Origin of the sequence: Cupriavidus sp. H18C2 (assembly GCF_049393795.1) — a bacterium.
Lineage (GTDB): Bacteria > Pseudomonadota > Gammaproteobacteria > Burkholderiales > Burkholderiaceae > Cupriavidus > Cupriavidus pauculus_C.
Genome location: NZ_CP186011.1, coordinates 1,737,431 through 1,753,511, shown reverse-complemented (window position 1 = coordinate 1,753,511; position 16,081 = coordinate 1,737,431). Strand labels below are relative to the sequence as shown.

The window sequence follows — 16,081 nt, the reverse complement described above, 5'->3', positions numbered from 1 at the left end:
CCTTGGTGGCCAGTGGTCTCCGTTCATGCGGCCACTTTTACGATTTCACGATGCCCGCGCGGCGTCACGCGCAACGCGCGCGACGTGCGGGTCGGTTCGATCCAGCCTTTGTCGAGCATGGTCTCCAGCAGGGCGGCACCCAGCGCGCCGCCCAGATGCGGCTTGCGCTCGCTCCAGTCCGGGCACGTGCACGCAAACTGCCGCCGCTTGCGCCGCGCGGCGGCCAGGTCGATGCCCAGCAGCGCCAGCGCCTGCGAGCCATCGGCCGTCAGATCCACGCGCGTGCCCGCCACGGCCAGCCACCCTGCCTGCGACATTCGTTCGAACAGCCCCACCGCAAGTTCCCCGGCCAGATGGTCGTAGCAGGTGCGCGCCTGCCGCAACGCGGGCGGCGTGGCACGCGACACCGGCACAGCCCGCAGACGCGGCGGCTGGCTGGCCAGCGACGCCGTCGCAAGTGCCTCGATCGCCACCCCGATCTCCGGCGCCGCCAGCCGGTAATACCGGTTGCGACCGCGCGATTCCACGGCCAGCAACCCGCCTTCCGACAACCGCGCCAGATGGCCGCTGGTGGACGACGCCGACAACCCGGCAATCGCCGCCAGCTCCCCCGCCGGCCGCGCACTACCGTCCATCAGCGCCCAGAGCATCGCCGCCCGGCCGGGATCGGCAAGCAGGCCAGCAAGCTGGCTGATGGCAGGAGCGTATTCCATAGTTCATGAAGGGGTGAAGGGACGATGGGAGTATAGGCGGTTGGCGGGGGAGTTGAGGGCGAGCGGTGGCGCGTTACGGCGCCAATGAGGCGACGCGGCTGACCGCTGTCGCAACCCATCCGCCGCGCGTCTGAACCACTGAAGCGGAGTCGTTCAAAAGCGACAACCAGGGCGGGCATCAGGGTGACAGGTCGGCAAAGCGTATCTTTCCACCGTCGGAGTTGAGAAAATCCCGCTTCGAGGATGGCCTCCTTGTGCATGGCTGGGGTTGATGCCCAAGCCACGACCGTTCGCACGGGAGCCCGACCGCAAGAACTAAAACGACGATGGCGCGTGCGTAGCTGGCAACCAGCCGGCGGCCGCGCAGGGAAAAAGGGTCGCCGGCCTGGCCGGCCACAAATCTGCATGACAAAACGCTTACGCCTCGCCGCCGGTGAACAGCCGTGCTTGCGCGCCATTGCTGGCGCCGTTTCCATTCTCTCGATGTCCCTCGCCGCGACGCCGGTGCAAGCCGCCGGTGGCAATGGCGGTGCCGGCGGGTATAGCGCTCCAACACCAGGCGGATTGGGCGGCTTCGCCCAGGGCGCGTCTGGCCAGAACGGACCGACCGTACTGGATGGGGATGGCACGGGTGGCGGCGGTGGCGCGCGCAATGCAGCCGGCGGCCAAGGCGGCATCAGCCAGTACATGACAGTGCCCGGCAATACAGCCGGCGCAGCAGGGACCGCACCGGGGCAAAGCGGCGGCGTTGGCGGCGACGGTGCCTTCGACAACCTCGCGTTTGCGGCCAGTGGCGGCGGTGGTGGCGGCGGTGGCGCGGACGGCTTGATCGTGGGCTCTGCACCGGTTGCCATTTCTACCGCGATCCTGGGCGGGAGCGGGGGCACGGGCGGCAATGGCGGTAGCGATGCGTCGTCGCCGCCTGCGGCCTACTTGGGCGCAGGGGGCGGTGGCGGCGAGGGCGGGTATGGCGTGGTCCACGCTGGCGGTGCGGAAATCGCGGTGAAGGCGGGCGCCGTGGTGTCCGGCGGCCGAGGCGGCAATGGTGGCAATGGCGGCGGTTCCAAGCCGACGGCGAACTTCCAGGGCGCGGGCAATGGCGGCGACGGCGGCGTCGGCATGTCGGTGACCAGTGCGGCCACCGTCCATATCGAAGCAAGTGCGGTCGTGTTCGGGGGCGGCGGCGGGGCAGGGGGATCGGGCGGAGACGGTGTCTACGACCTGTACGCCAGCCAAGGTGGCAGCGGCGGCAAGGGCGGCACCGGCATGGAACTCGCCAGCGGCTCGACGCTGCTCAACGAGGGCACGATCGCGGGGGGCTCCGGGGGCGCCGGTGGCCTGGGCGGCATGAACAACGATGGCTCGCGTGCCAACTTCGGCACCACAGGCGCATTTGGCGTGGGCGTGCGCGGCAGCAACCTCACCATCGTCAACAAGGGGACCATCCTGTCAGGCGGCTTTGGCGCGGCCGCTGTCCAGTTCACGAACGGCAGAAACCGTTTCGAGTTCTGGACCAACAGCGCCGTGGGAACAATCGAGGCCAACGGCACAGACGACACATTCGTGCTGGCCGGCGACACTGGCACTTCCACGCTTGCCGGCGGCATTGGCAACGCTGGCCTTTACCGTGGTTTCGAGCATTTCGAGAAGATTGGTGCGTCGGTCTGGACGCTTGCCGGGACCAATACCGACGTCACGAACTGGAAAATCCTGGGCGGCACCCTGGCGGTTGCCTCGGACGCCAACCTCGGCGACGCAGCCGGCACGCTGGCGCTGAACGGCGGCACGCTGCGGACCACGGCAACCATGACGACCGCGCGGGCCACCACGCTGGGCGCGGATGGCGGCACCTTCGAGGTCGCGAACGGTACGCTGACCCACAGCGGTGCGATCGACGGTGCAGGCAGCCTCGCCAAGACCGGGGGCGGTACGCTGGATCTGAACGCCGTGAACACCTATTCGGGCGGCACGCAGGTCAATGCCGGCATGCTAAGCGCCAACGTCAACGGTGCGCTCGGCACAGGGGCGGTGAGTGTGGACGGGGGCGCCACGCTGCGCCTGTACGGCAACTTTGACCTCGGCGGACGTCAGGTCACCAATCGGTCCGGCTACATCCAGCTTTTCGGCGCCGGGACGCTCGGCAACGCGCAGGTGACGAACCTCGGCGGATTCACCTACCTGCTGGGCAGCAGCACGGCGGCCAATGCCACCATCGTCAACGACGGCGGCACGATGTCGTTCCAGGAAGGCAGCAATGGCGGCAACAGCCGGGTCACCACACGTAGCGGCAGCCTGACCGAATTCTGGGGCTGGAGTACCGCCGGCAACGCCTCGCTCGTCGCGGAGGCAGGTGGCCGGGTCGATTTCTCAGGCACGTTCGGTACGACGCTTGACCACCGGATCAGTGCCGGCGCCATTGCAGGGGCAGGCCGCTTCCAGCTTGGTCAGAACATGCTCACGGTGGGTGGTGACAATGCCTCGACGACAGTGAGCGGCACGATCGAGGATGGCGGCGCGGGGGGCGGCAGCGGCGGGGGGCTCATCAAGGTGGGCACTGGCACGCTGACCTTGAGCGGGGCCAACACCTATACCGGTGCGACGTCGGTCAACGCGGGCACGCTGGCGGTGAATGGCAGTGTGATGGGCGCGGTCACGGTGAACAACGGTGCGACGCTCGGCGGGGTGGGCAGCGTGGGCAATACCGTGATTGCGTCGGGCGGCACGCTGGCCCCAGGCAACTCCATCGGCACGCTGACCGTGCATGGCGACCTGACGCTGGCCGCCGGCTCGACCTATCGCATCGAGGCCGATCCGGCTTCGTCGGCAAGCGATCGCGTGGCGGTCAGCGGCACGGCGACGCTCGCGGGTGCGGCGGTCCATGTGGGCCCCGACGGCAACTTTGCCTCCACCCGTCGCTACACCATCCTGACTGCCGGGGCGCTGCAGGGGCGTTTTGCCTCGACGGCCTCCAACTACGCGTTCCTTGAACCGACCCTGACCTATGGCGCCAACGAGGTCACGCTGGCGCTCACTCGCAAAGATGTCACGGCGCCGGAGCCTGGTTCGCCGGTCGATCCGGCCCCGGGCGCCGGCACGGGCGGCACAGGCGGCACGGGCGGTGCCACCCCGCGTCCGATGCGCTTTGCCGATGCGGCCGTGACGGGCAACCAGCGTGCCGTGGCCAACGCACTGGAGACCTTGCCGGACAGCAACCCCGTGCACGAAGCCGTGGTGACGTTGCCGGCGGGTGCGCCGCCTGCCGTCTTCGACAGCCTCTCCGGCGAAGCGCACGCCAGCGTGGCCACGGGCTTGATGACCCTGGCGGGTGGGGCACGGGCGGTGCCGGTCGCGCATCTGAACGACAGCCTGTCTGCCGGCATGCTGCCCGGCGCGCCGATTGCGCAGCTGGGCGGCGCCGTGCCGGCTGCTGCGATGCCTATCTCCGCTGCCCAGCCGCTGTGGGTGGAGGTACTGGGCAACTGGCAACGCTTCCACGGGAGCGCTGATGCAGCGTCCGCAAGCCAGCAGACCGGCGGATTCTATCTCGGTGGCGATGGCGCAGTGGGGCAGGGCTGGCGAGTGGGCGGAGCGTTCGGCTACGCCAATAGCACGCTGCGCGTGAGCGAGCGATCCTCGCGCGCGATCACGGATTCGTTCAGCGCCACGCTGTATGGGGGCCGCGCGTTCACGCTCGGCGGCGGCAAGCTCAAGTGGCTGTTCGGCACCGCCTATAGCTGGCACGACGCCGACACGGACCGGCAGGCGAATCTGGGCGGCAGCACGGTCCAGTCCCTGACGGCCAGCTATCACGCCAGCACGGCGCAAGTCTTTACGGAAGCTGGCTTCGCCATGCCGCTATCGGCGGCCACCCAGGTCGAACCGTACGCCGGCGTGGCCTGGAGCGACACACGCACGCGGAGCTTTGCGGAAACGGGCGGCTCGGCGGCGCTGCACAGCCCCGGCGACAGCAACACGCTGACGACGACCACGCTTGGCTTGCGTACCAGCGCGCGTGGTCGGGTGGCTGGTACTGACGCGGCAGTCTACGTCGGAGCGGGCTGGCGCCATGCTTTCGGCGATATCCGCCCGGCTACCACGCTCGCCTTCGACGGTAGCCAACCGTTCACAGTGACCGGCGCGCCGATCGCGCAGAACGCGGCGTTGGCCGAACTACGCGCCGACTTCGCCATCTCGCCCATGGCCACGCTTGCCTTGCGCTATACCGGCCAGTTCGGCGGCGGCAACCAGGACCACACTGGCACGGTGGGTTTGCGCTGGAGGTTCTAGCGTTGCAAGACAAGCGGGACGTGAGCGGTTCGGCCACGCTGATAACCGTAGCCGTCCCGCGACATCTTCCGCTTGCAGCCGTTACATAACGTCATGGCGTGATCTACCATCACCCCCGCTACGTCTTTGTAGCAAAAACAATACATATAAGGGTAGATCCATGCAGTCCAACATTTGTCGTGGAATGCGACGCGCCGGGGTGTGCGCGCCGCAAGCTTCTGCTATCGCGCTCGGCGTCGCACTGCTATTTCCGATAGGGGCGTCCGCCGGCGAGTACTTCGCCTCAAACCTGGCCGAATTGCAGACCGCCATGGCGGCGGCCAATGCTGACGGGGACCAGAGCGCGGTCATTCGCCTGACTGCGAGCTTTACAGTGTCCGGTGTCCTGGCAGTCCCGGCCCCCACCAAGCCGATCACGATCGACACGAACGGCTTTGTACTCTCCAAGAATGATGCCGCCGTGGGCAACTTTGTCACGTCGACCGCGGCGCCGCTTATCTTTAACGGGAACTATGCCGGCACGGCCGGCGCCACGGCGAACACCGCGCTCGTTCTCAACGGCGGCGGCCAGGCTGTCATCCATGGCACCGTGACTGGCGGCGACTCCACGGTGGCCGGCAGCGGTGGCGGCGCAGCCGTGTCGGTGCTGGCCAACACCAGCCTGGTGAACAATGGCTCGATCAAGGGAGGCAGTGCGACCGGCGCCGATCTGAGCGTGAGCGGCTTGAGTTCCGGGGTGTCGCTGTCGACCGGTGCGAATCTCGTCAATTCGGCGACGGGTCTGATTGTGGGAGGCGATGGTACTGGCGGCGTGGCGGGAGTCGGCGTCAACGTGAACGTGACCACGGGCAGCAGCATCGTCAACCAAGGCACCATTCGAGGCGGTGCCGACCTGAGCGGCGGCGCGGGCGGTGGCCGCGGCATCCGCTTCACGGGCGGTGTCAGGGCCTCGCTCGACAACTCCGGTCTTGTCGAGGGCGGGGTTGGCAACGTGGCGGTCTATGTTCAATCGGGCACGCCTTCCATTACGATCTTGAACTCCGGCACCATCCGCGCCGGCACCGGCTACGCGAATGCCATCGAATTTGCCACCGGCACAGGCGTCTCTGCGCTCGAACTGCAGGCCGGCTCCAACATCGTCGGCAACGTGGTCGCCAGCGCCACCGATACCAACGACGCCTTCCGCCTTGGCGGCGCCACCAACAGCGTGTTCGACGTGTCCACCATCGGCGACGCGGCACAGTACCGCTATTTCGATACCTTCACCAAGACCGGCACCAGCACGTGGGCGCTGATCGGGACCGGCACGATGACCACGCCGTGGACGGTGCAACAAGGCACGCTGCAGATCGGCAATAGCGGTAACAGCGGCAGCCTGGCCAGCAATGTCGTCGTCAATGACGGCGCCACGCTGGCCTTCAACCGCTCGGACAACTACACCTACGGCGGCATCGTCTCCGGTGCCGGCGGCCTGGCCCAGAACGGCACCGGCACCACGGTGCTGACGGCGGCCAGCTCCTACACCGGCCCGACCATCGTCAACCTCGGCACGCTGGGCATCGATGGCTCGATCGCCAGCCCCGTGACGGTCAACGCTGCCGGCACGCTGTCCGGCACCGGCACGATCTTCGGCAATGTCACCAACAGCGGCACGGTCACGCCGGGCGGCGGCGCGGGCGTGCTGACCATCGCCGGCAACTACATCGGCAATGGCGGTACCGTGCGCGTGAATACGGTATTTGGCGGCGATAGCTCGGCCACCGGACGCATGGTGGTCACCGGCGACACGTCTGGCACCAGCCAGATCCGCGCCGTCAAGGTCGGCGGCACCGGCGCCCCAACCGTCGAGGGGATCAAGATCATCGACGTGCAAGGCGCATCGCATGGCACCTTCACACTGGCCGGCGACTATACCTATCAGGGCGAGCCGGCGGTGTTGGCGGGTGCGTATGCGTATCGCCTGGCCAAGAACGGCGTATCGACGCCCAACGATGGCGACTGGTATCTGCGTTCGACGCTGGCCGAAACAGCCCCGACAGGCAACTCGGGCACGGCCACCGCTGCGGCCCCGCTGCTGGCCCCGACCGTGCCGCTGTATGAAGCCTATTCCAGCGTATTGCAGCGCTTCAACGAACTTGGCACGCTGCAGCAGCGCGTGGGCAATCGCTCGTGGTCCCCGAACGCCTCGGTGCAGGCCGAGCAGGACGCCGGCAAGCCGATCATCGGCCGCGGCGCGTGGGCGCGTGTGGAAGGCTCCACCACCCATGTCGACCCGTCGACCAGCACCACCAGCGCCAGCTACAACGTCCGCATGTGGAAGTTCGAGGGCGGTGTTGACGCCCCGGTCATCCAGAACGACGCCGGCACGCTGGTGGTAGGCCCCACCTTCCACTACGGCATCGCCAATTCCAACGTATCGTCGATGCTAGGCAACGGTTCGGTCGATGCGACTGGCTATGGCTTTGGCGGAACGGCCACGTGGTACGGCAACAATGGTGCCTATGTCGATGCCCGCGCAACGGTGACGTGGTACGACACCGATATCCGTTCGTCGACGCTGGCGACCAAGCTGGCCAATGGCAACCGGGGCAGCGGCGTGGCCACCAGCCTGGAAGCCGGCCACCAGTTGGCGCTGGGCGGCAACTGGTCGATCACGCCGCAGGCACAGCTCGCCTGGTCGCAGGTGCGGTTCGACGCCTTCACCGACCAATACGGCGCCAACGTGTCGCGCGACAACGGCAACAGCCTGGTCTCGCGCCTGGGCGTGTCGCTCGACCACGAGGCAAGGTGGGCGGCCGGCAACGGCAAGACGAGCCGCTCGCACGTCTATGGCATCACGAACCTGTACTACGACTTCCTGCACGGCACGTCGGCACGCGTGGCCGACCTCAGCGTCGTCAGCAAGGAACAGGCGCTGTGGGCTGGCCTGGGCATCGGCGCTTCGCTGAACTGGGATGACGACCGCTACACGGTCTATGGCGAACTGCTGGCGCGCACCAGCGTGCAGGACTTCGGCGACAGCAATGCAATCGGCGCCAAACTCGGCGTACGTTATCGCTGGTAACGGCGAATGGGGGGAGGGCCGGGCCCGTCTGGCGCCCTCCCTCCGCCCGAGAAAAACGGACCTGTCCCGCTGGTAACCCTACGCCGCGACCCCCTCCGCAATCTCCCCCAGCCCAATGACGACCGTGATATTCGGCGTCCAGTTCAAACGGTCCGTGTTCACTTCGGCAAACGTGCTCACCGTGGCGGCATAGCCCTGTGCGCGCAGGTCGTCGGCGAGCCGTTGGGCGCGGGGTTCCAATGCCGATTGGGGGTTGTCTTCGTTGATTTCCAGCACCAGCGTGGTCTCGAACTCTTCCTTGCCCTTCTGGATCGCGCTGTGCATCGCCTTGAGCTGCTTGTTCGCGAGTGCGACGAGGCGGCTGTACCGGGATTCTTCCTGGCTGGCGCGCAGGGCTTTGGCGGCGTTGATGATTTCGGTGCGATCCACGAACATGATGGCCTTTTCGATGTGGGGTGAGGACGCGCAGCGCCAGAAACGGCAGCCACGAGATACTGTATAAATATACAGTATTCGTCATTTGTCCCGCAAGGTCGAAAAGCGGACGTCTCTTGCATCGTGCCGAATCCGCTAGAACGCCACGGTCACCGCGGCAATCACCACCTGCTCCTGCGACTTCGGGTTGAACCAGTACACGCTGCCGGTGACCTTGCCGTACGTGAGTTGCAGCATGCCGCCGCGCTGGAACTCGCGGTCGCCGCCGTAGATGCGGGTGCGCTGCGCGACCAGCCCCAGCCGCAGCCATTGCACCGGCCGGAAGCCCAGTTCGCTCCAGGCATAGGTGTAGGGCGTGGTGGACCCCGTTCCCGGCAGGTATTCGGCTTCGATGTAGTAGTCGAACTTGCCGACCGCCAGGCTGGCTTCCACGCCGGCAATGGGGCCGTGGGCGCTGCCCGCCACGAATCCGACGATGGGCGTCACCTTGTACTGGATCTTCTCGCCGCCCGAGAACGACCAGCCGATAAAGCCGGACCTGGCGTCCAGCGCCTCGTAGTTGATGCGCGCTTCCAGGTGAAGCGCGCCACGGTCGGCGGCGAAGATGCCCGAGCCGTAGTTGCCTTCCTGCCGGGGCATGTTCCAGAAGCCGGTCGCCAGGAAGCTCCAGGCCGCCGGCGCGTCGCCGCCGGCGTCGGGCGGGTCGACGGCCACCTGCTGGGCCTGGACCCCGCCGCAGGCCAGTGCAAGGCCGACCAAGGCCCACCCCGCCCGCATCTCAGCCCCCCAACGCGATGACCGCCGCGGTCACCGCCACGCCCAGCGCCATCATGCCGAACCCGGCGCGCCACGGGTTCATGCCGCCGTAATGGCCCAGCGCGGCGCCGCCGACGAACAGCATGATCAGCGTCAGCACCCTCGACACGATGAGCGCCGTACCCACGTCGTGCAGCAGCACGAACGGCAGGGCCACGGGAAACGTCGACAACACGACGATGCAGAAGATGCGGATCGCCGCCAGGCCATCGCGAAGGTTCAGCGAAGGCCGCGTCGCCACGGTGGCGCCCGCTGCCAGCCGCGCCCGCATTGGCTCCAGGTCGTCGTCGGCGATGTGCGGGTTCATGGCCGGAGGCAGCGCGTCGCGGATCGCCGCGATGCCGGTGGCCGGGTTGCCGTCCTGCACGGTGGCCGCCAGCTTCTGCAGCATGCCGCGCCCGGCGAGCGTGCGCACCAGGTACATGATGGCGTCGACCAGTCCCCAGGCGAGGTTGCAGCCCAGCGCCGCGCGCAGCATGGTCTCGGGCGTGTCAGACCCGCCCGAGGCCGAGGCGACGGCGCCCACGAACGTCAGCGCCATGTAGAGCCCGAAACACATTTCGGACACCCGGTCCACCACATCCAGGCCCGGCGCGGGCGCGGCGGCAGTGACGACTTGGGGCGGATGGACAGTCGGCATGCTCGTGCCTCCCCCAGAGATCGGGAATCGACTCCGCACACGGTAGGCCGTTCGCCGCCGTCCATCCATTGGACCAAAGTCCCAGCGCATCCCGCCGCCCCTGTCGCATTCCGGATCGCGCGCCGTCGTGTTCCGGTTCGATAGCCCGGCACCCTGTGCCTAGACTCGTTGCACGTCAAACAAGGAGCCAACCCGTGTCGATCCTGTCCCTTCCCGCCAGCGCAGTGCGCCACGCCGCGCTGGCGCTCGGCCTGACCCTTGCGGCCAGCACCGGCGCCGCGCACGCCGAAACGTGGCCGGCGTGGGCCGTCGCGGTTGCCCTGTCTGTGCGTTGCCCCACGCTGACGGGCCGGTGCGCCGCACGGCGTGGAAGCCATCGGCCAGCGCTTACAGTAAATTCCAAGCATCCGCGCTTGCCGCGCCTTGCCGGGAGACCACCGTGGGCAACATGCATGATCGCCGCCGCTTCCTGGGCGCCGCACTGGGCGGCCTGCTGATTCCCACCCTGCCGGCCTGTGGCGGCGATGACGATCCCGCGCCGGCGCCGGGTCCGGCCCCGGTGCCGGACGCGCAGGTCTCGCAGGCCATCGCCCAGCTCGATACGCTGGCCAGCAACCTGATGACCCGCTCCGGCGTGCCCGGCATGGCCGTGGCCGTGGTGCGCAACGGCCAGACCGTCTATGCGAAGGGGTTTGGCCGCCGGCTGGTCAGCGATCCCGCGCCCGTCGATGCCGACACGGTTTTCCAGCTTGCCTCGGTCTCCAAGCCCATCGGGGCTACCGTGGTGGCGCGGCAGGTGGGCAGGGGCAGCATCCAGTGGGACACGCCCGTGGTCCGGCAACTGCCATGGTTCCAGCTATCGGACCCCGATTCCACCGCCGCAGTCACCGTCGGCGACCTCTATGCGCATCGCTCCGGCCTGCCCGACCACGCCGGAGACCGGCTCGAAGACATGGGCTATGACCGGCGCGAAGTGCTCACGCGCCTGCGCTACCTGCCGGTGCATCCGCTGCGCGCGGTCTACGAGTACACGAACTTCGGCATGACCGCGGCGGCCGAGGCCGTGGCCACGGCCGCCGGCATCGACTGGGCCACGCTGTCCGCGCAGGCAATCTACCAGCCGCTGGGCATGACCCGCACCAGTTCGCGCTACGCGGATTTCGCCGCGCGCGACAACCGCGCGCTCGGCCACGTGAAGGTCAATGGCGCCTGGGTGCAGGGCATGGGCACGATGCCGGACGCGCAATCGCCCGCGGGCGGCGTCAGCTCGTCGGTCAACGACATGGCGAAATGGCTGATCATGCTGCTGGCGCGCGGCGAATACGGCGGCCAGCGCATCGTCGATGCCGCTGCGCTGGCGCCCGCGCTGACGCAGCAGATGCAAAGCAGCCCGCCCGTCGATGGCCGGCCCGCCGGCTACTACGGCTACGGCTTCAACGTCGGCACGACCGAGCTGGGCCTGACCGCCTACAACCACTCGGGCGCCTTCGCGGTGGGGGCGGCCACCAGTTTCACCGCGGTGCCGTCGCTGAACCTGGCCATCGTCACGCTGACCAACGGCTATCCGATCGGTATCCCGGAAACGCTCAACGCCCAGTTTCTCGACCTGGTCCAGTACGGCGCTTTCCGCCGCGACTGGAACGCGATCTTCACTGAAGCCTTCGCGCCGCTGCTCATCCCCGAGGGGCGGCTGGTGGGCCAGTCGCCGCCGGCCAACCCGTTGCCGGCACGCGCGCTGTCCACGTACACCGGCACCTATCGCAACGACTACCACGGCCCGCTGACCGTGGCCGAGCAGGGCGGCGCGCTGGTCATGACGCTGGGCGCCCGGCCGCTGGTGCTGCCGCTGACCCACTGGGACGGCGACGTCTTCACCTTCACGCTCCACAACGAGAACGCCACGCCGGGGACGATCTCGCGCGCGACGTTCTCCAGCGACCAGGTCTGGCTGGAGTACTACGATCACGAGGGACTGGGGGTGTTTGTGCGGTAGGCGGGACGCTTGCCGGGGGACAGGCACTGGCCGGTTGCGGCTGCGAACGTCCCGATCCTCACCACCGCCCCTCACCCCCCGGCCTGCCCTGGCGGTGGGCCTCGAACCGTTCCAGCAGAAAGTCGACCAGTACCCGGATCCTGTCGGACCGGGAGCTGCTGCCGCTGTAGACCAGGTGGATGTCGGCCGGCGCGAAGTGCCATTGCGGCAGCACGCGGCACAGGCTGCCGTTGCGCAGATGGTCGGCGATGTCCCATTCCGAACGCACCACCAGCCCCTGGCCTTCCAGCGCCCAGATCACGGCCGATTCGCCGTCGTTGGTACTCATCGTGCCGCGCACCTTGACGGTTTCCTGCTGGGTGCCGTTGCGCAGGTGCCAGGTGCCGAAGGTTTCGTCCGCCTCGCGGATGAAGATGCAGCTATGCCGGCTCAGGTCGCGCGGCGTGGCCGGCAGGCCGGCGCGTGCCAGGTACGACGGCGCGGCCACCAGCAGGCGCCGGTTGTTGGCCAGCAGCCGGGCCGTGAGCCGCACGTCGGGCAGGTCGCCAAAGTGGATCACGGCGTCGAGCCCCAGTTCGGTCAGGTTCAGCGGCCGCTCGCTCAGATAGAGCTGGATTTCAATCTTGGGGAACGCCTGCGCGAACGCGGCCAGCGCCGGGGCGATGTGCCGCCGGCCAAAGCCCAGCGTCGCGCCGATCTTGAGCAGGCCGTGCGGCGTGCTGCTGTTGCCGGCCACCGCCCGTTCCAGCGTTTCCAGTTCGGCCAGGATGCGGCCGCCTTCCACCAGGTACGACTCGCCTTCGGGCGTCAGGCTGATGCGCCGCGTGGTGCGATTGAGCAGCCGCACGCCCAGCCGCGACTCCAGCGCCAGCAGCCGCTTGCTGACGGCGGACGGCGTCACGCCCAGTTCCTGCGCGGCGGCAGCCATGCTGCCGAACCTGTTGATCGCCATGAAAAAGGCGACGTCGGAGAACGCGTCCATTGGTGAATGGTAGGCAAGAAAGATGTGATTTTGCCTAAATTATGTTTCTGGGGGCAAGTGCTACGATGCTTTCCACAACAACGACCCGGACGGAGACCCCCATGACATTCCATCGACTTGCCGCTGGCATCGCGTGCGCCGCCGCCATGAGCAGCGCGTTTGCGCAGTCCTTTCCCCAGCGCCCGGTACGCCTCGTGGTGCCCTACGCCCCGGGCGGCAGCGCCGATATCGCCGCCCGCCTGATCTCGGATGCCTGGGCCAAGAACCTGGGCGGCACGATCGTCGTCGACAACCGCGCGGGCGCGGGCGGCAACATCGGCGTGGACGCCGTGGCCAAGTCGCCGGCTGATGGCTACACCATTGGCCTGCAAACCGTGTCGCTGGCAATCAACCCCGGCCTGTTCCCGCGCATGCCGTACGACACGCTCAAGGATCTGGCGCCCATCGGCATGGTGGCCGGGTCGCAGCACGTGCTGGTGGTCAACAACAAGATCCCGGCCAAGAACCTGCAGGAGCTGATCGCGCTGGCCAAGGCCAGGCCGGACAAGCTGACCTATGGCTCGGCCGGCAACGGCAGCACGTTCCATATGTCGGCCGAGCTGTTCAAGTCGGTGGCCAATGTGTCGATCGTCCACGTGCCGTATCGCGGCGGCGGCCCGGCCCTGGTCGACACCATCGCCGGGCAGGTCGACATGAGCTTCCCGGTCATCTCGGCCGCCCAGCAGCATGTGCAGGCCGGCAAGCTGACCGCGCTGGCGGTGACCGGGTCCCGGCGCTCGCCGCTGCTGCCCAATGTGCCGACGGCCGCCGAGGCCGGCCTGCCGGGCTACAACTTCGAGACGTGGTTCATGGTGTTCGCGCCGGCGGGCACGCCCAAGCCGGTCATCGACAAGCTGAACGCCACCCTCAACGCCGCCCTGACGGCCGACGCCACCCGCGACCGCATGACCAAGGAGGGCTTCGATCCGATGCCCACCACGCCGGAAGCGGCACGCAAGCGGCTGGAGCAGGAACTGCCGGTATGGGCCCAGCTGATCCGGCAACGCGGCATTACCGCCGAATGATTGTGAAACAGGCCAAATATGTCTCCACGTACCCTATATAACAAGCTGGTCGATTCCCACACGGTCGCCAGGATCGACGACGACAACGTGCTGTTGTTCTGCGACCTGCACCTGATGAACGAGTACACCAGCCCGCAGGCATTCGCCGGGCTGCACGAGCAGGGGCGCGGCGTGCTGATGCCGGGACAGAACGTCTCGGTGGTCAGCCACATCATCCCCACGCACCCGACAAAGATCCGCGTGATTGCGGATCCGGCATCGTCGCTGCAGGCGACAAACCTGCGCGCGAACTGCCAAAAGCACCAGATCCCGCTGTTCGATACCAATGACACGCTACAGGGTATCGAGCACGTGGTGGCGCCCGAGCACGGCATGATCCGCCCCGGCATGGTCGTCATGTGTGGCGACAGCCATACGACCACCTATGGCGCGCTGGCCGCGCTGGGCTTCGGCATCGGCACGTCGGAGGTGGAGCACGTGCTGGCCACGCAGACGCTGGTCTACCGCATGGCCCGGACGATGCGCATCCGCGTGGACGGCACGCTGCCGGCCGGCACCACCGCGAAGGACCTGATCCTGATGATCATCGGCCGGATCGGCGCGCAGGGCGCGCGCGGCTACGTGGTCGAATATTGCGGCTCGGCCATCCAGGCGCTCAGCGTCGAAGCGCGCTTCACGCTGTGCAACATGACGGTGGAAGCCGCCGCGCGCGGCGCGCTGATCGCGCCGGATGCCGTGTCGATCGACTACGTGCTGCGCCGCGCCGCCGACATGGACGCGCATCAGCGCACCGCCGCGCAGGCGCACTGGGCCTCGCTCCAGACCGATGCCGGCGCGGTGTTCGACCTCGACTTCACGTTCGATGCGAGCGACGTGGAGCCCCACGTGACGTGGGGCACCAGCCCGGACCAGGTGGTGCCGGTGTCCGGCCAGATTCCGTTTCCCGAGGACCAGATCGACGAGGCGGGCCAGCGCTCGGTGGAACGGGCGCTGTCGTACACGCACCTGCGGCCGGGCACGGCGCTCGAAGGCACGGCCATCCAGCACGTGTTCATCGGCTCCTGCACCAATGGCCGCATCGAGGACCTGCGCGCCGTGGCCGGCGTGGTGCGTGGCCGGCGCGTGGCCGACGGCGTGCGCGCAATGGTGGTGCCGGGGTCTGGCGCGGTCAAGGCACAGGCCGAGCGCGAAGGCATTGCCGACATCCTCACGGCCGCCGGCTTCGAATGGCGGCAGCCCGGCTGCTCGATGTGCCTGGCGATGAATGACGACGTGCTGGCCGATGGCGTGCGCTGCGCGTCGACCACCAACCGAAACTTCGAAGGCCGGCAGGGACGCGGCGCGATTACCCACCTGATGAGCCCGGCCATGGCGGCCGCGGCGGCCATCACCGGCAAGATCACCGACGTCCGCAAACTGGAGACCGCACATGTCTGAACAGGCCCGCATCACCGGCAAGGCGGCCGCCATCCGCTTCGAGAACCTCGATACCGACCAGATCATGCCCAAGCAGTTCTTGCGCGGCATCGACAAGGCAGGGCTCGACAAGGGCGTGCTGTACGACCAGCGCTTCGACGGCCAGGGCAAGCCGCGCCCGGACTTCGTGCTGAACCGCCCCGCGTATGCCAACACGCGCATTCTCGTCGGCGGGGCCAACTTCGGCTGTGGATCCAGCCGCGAGCACGCGGTCTGGGGCTTGCAGCAATTCGGCATCCGGGCCGTCATCGCCCCGAGCTTCGGCGAGATCTTCTACTCGAACGCGATGAACAACCGGCTGCTGCTGGTCATGCTGCCGCGCGAGGTCATCGAGGCGCTGATGGACGCCGTCGATGCGGACGCGGGCAACACGGTGTCGGTCGACGTCGAGACGATGCAGGTCACCACGCCGGTCGGCACGCACGGTTTCGCGCTGTCCGAGCGGCACCGCCGCATGTTCATCGAGGGGCTCGACATGATCGGCCTGTCACTGAAGTACCGCGCCGAGATCGAGCAGTTCGCCGCGCGGTACTGGGCCGCTTCGCCGTGGACCCGCGACGTTGCCCGCCGCACGCGCGAACGGCTGGGCACGACCTGAGCCGGCAATTCGT

At 68.0% G+C, this 16,081-nt stretch carries 11 protein-coding genes; 6 read left to right on the top strand and 5 right to left on the bottom strand.

The features are described from left to right. Positions 1-23: 23 nt before the first annotated feature. Positions 24-713, bottom strand: a complete 690-nt coding sequence (locus tag EPAKOI_RS24435; protein WP_124685626.1) for an ArsR/SmtB family transcription factor — start codon at positions 711-713, stop codon at positions 24-26. 405 nt (positions 714-1,118) lie between these two features. Here EPAKOI_RS24435 and EPAKOI_RS24430 point away from each other — a divergent pair, with 405 nt between their 5' ends. Beyond that, entirely contained in the window at positions 1,119-5,000 is a 3,882-nt protein-coding gene (locus tag EPAKOI_RS24430) for an autotransporter domain-containing protein (protein ID WP_423193959.1), read from the top strand. 160 nt (positions 5,001-5,160) lie between these two features. Next, positions 5,161-8,064, top strand: a complete 2,904-nt coding sequence (locus tag EPAKOI_RS24425; protein WP_423193958.1) for an autotransporter outer membrane beta-barrel domain-containing protein — start codon at positions 5,161-5,163, stop codon at positions 8,062-8,064. 78 nt (positions 8,065-8,142) lie between these two features. Here EPAKOI_RS24425 and EPAKOI_RS24420 read toward each other — a convergent pair whose 3' ends face one another. From EPAKOI_RS24420 to EPAKOI_RS24410, 3 genes are all read right to left on the bottom strand, one after another. Further along, entirely contained in the window at positions 8,143-8,499 is a 357-nt protein-coding gene (locus tag EPAKOI_RS24420; protein ID WP_253700304.1) for a hypothetical protein, read from the bottom strand. 135 nt (positions 8,500-8,634) lie between these two features. Further along, complete coding sequence (locus tag EPAKOI_RS24415; RefSeq protein WP_423193957.1) at positions 8,635-9,258, bottom strand: hypothetical protein; 624 nt, start codon at positions 9,256-9,258, stop codon at positions 8,635-8,637. A 19-nt stretch (positions 9,259-9,277) separates the two neighbouring features. Continuing rightward, on the bottom strand, positions 9,278-9,955 hold the full coding sequence (locus EPAKOI_RS24410) for a hypothetical protein (RefSeq protein WP_423193956.1): 678 nt from the start codon (positions 9,953-9,955) through the stop codon (positions 9,278-9,280). Between the two features lie 448 nt (positions 9,956-10,403). On the opposite strand from EPAKOI_RS24410, the gene EPAKOI_RS24405 reads away from it, so the two are divergent. Then, positions 10,404-11,948 carry a serine hydrolase gene (locus EPAKOI_RS24405; protein WP_423193955.1) on the top strand — a complete coding sequence of 515 codons (1,545 nt, stop codon included), beginning with the start codon at positions 10,404-10,406 and terminating at the stop codon, positions 11,946-11,948. Positions 11,949-12,006: 58 nt separating this feature from the next. Here EPAKOI_RS24405 and EPAKOI_RS24400 read toward each other — a convergent pair whose 3' ends face one another. Beyond that, positions 12,007-12,930, bottom strand: a complete 924-nt coding sequence (locus EPAKOI_RS24400; RefSeq protein WP_124685619.1) for a LysR family transcriptional regulator — start codon at positions 12,928-12,930, stop codon at positions 12,007-12,009. Positions 12,931-13,031: 101 nt separating this feature from the next. Between EPAKOI_RS24400 and EPAKOI_RS24395 the strand changes: the two genes are divergently transcribed. From EPAKOI_RS24395 to leuD, 3 genes are read left to right on the top strand one after another with little or no spacing between them, the layout of a single operon-like run. Continuing rightward, positions 13,032-13,994 carry a tripartite tricarboxylate transporter substrate binding protein gene (locus EPAKOI_RS24395; protein WP_253700297.1) on the top strand — a complete coding sequence of 321 codons (963 nt, stop codon included), beginning with the start codon at positions 13,032-13,034 and terminating at the stop codon, positions 13,992-13,994. Between the two features lie 18 nt (positions 13,995-14,012). Then, on the top strand, positions 14,013-15,431 hold the full coding sequence (leuC, locus tag EPAKOI_RS24390; RefSeq protein WP_423193954.1) for a 3-isopropylmalate dehydratase large subunit: 1,419 nt from the start codon (positions 14,013-14,015) through the stop codon (positions 15,429-15,431). After that, on the top strand, positions 15,424-16,068 hold the full coding sequence (leuD, locus tag EPAKOI_RS24385) for a 3-isopropylmalate dehydratase small subunit (protein ID WP_423193953.1): 645 nt from the start codon (positions 15,424-15,426) through the stop codon (positions 16,066-16,068). The genes leuC and leuD overlap by 8 nt, the downstream gene beginning before the upstream one ends. Positions 16,069-16,081: the final 13 nt, after the last annotated feature.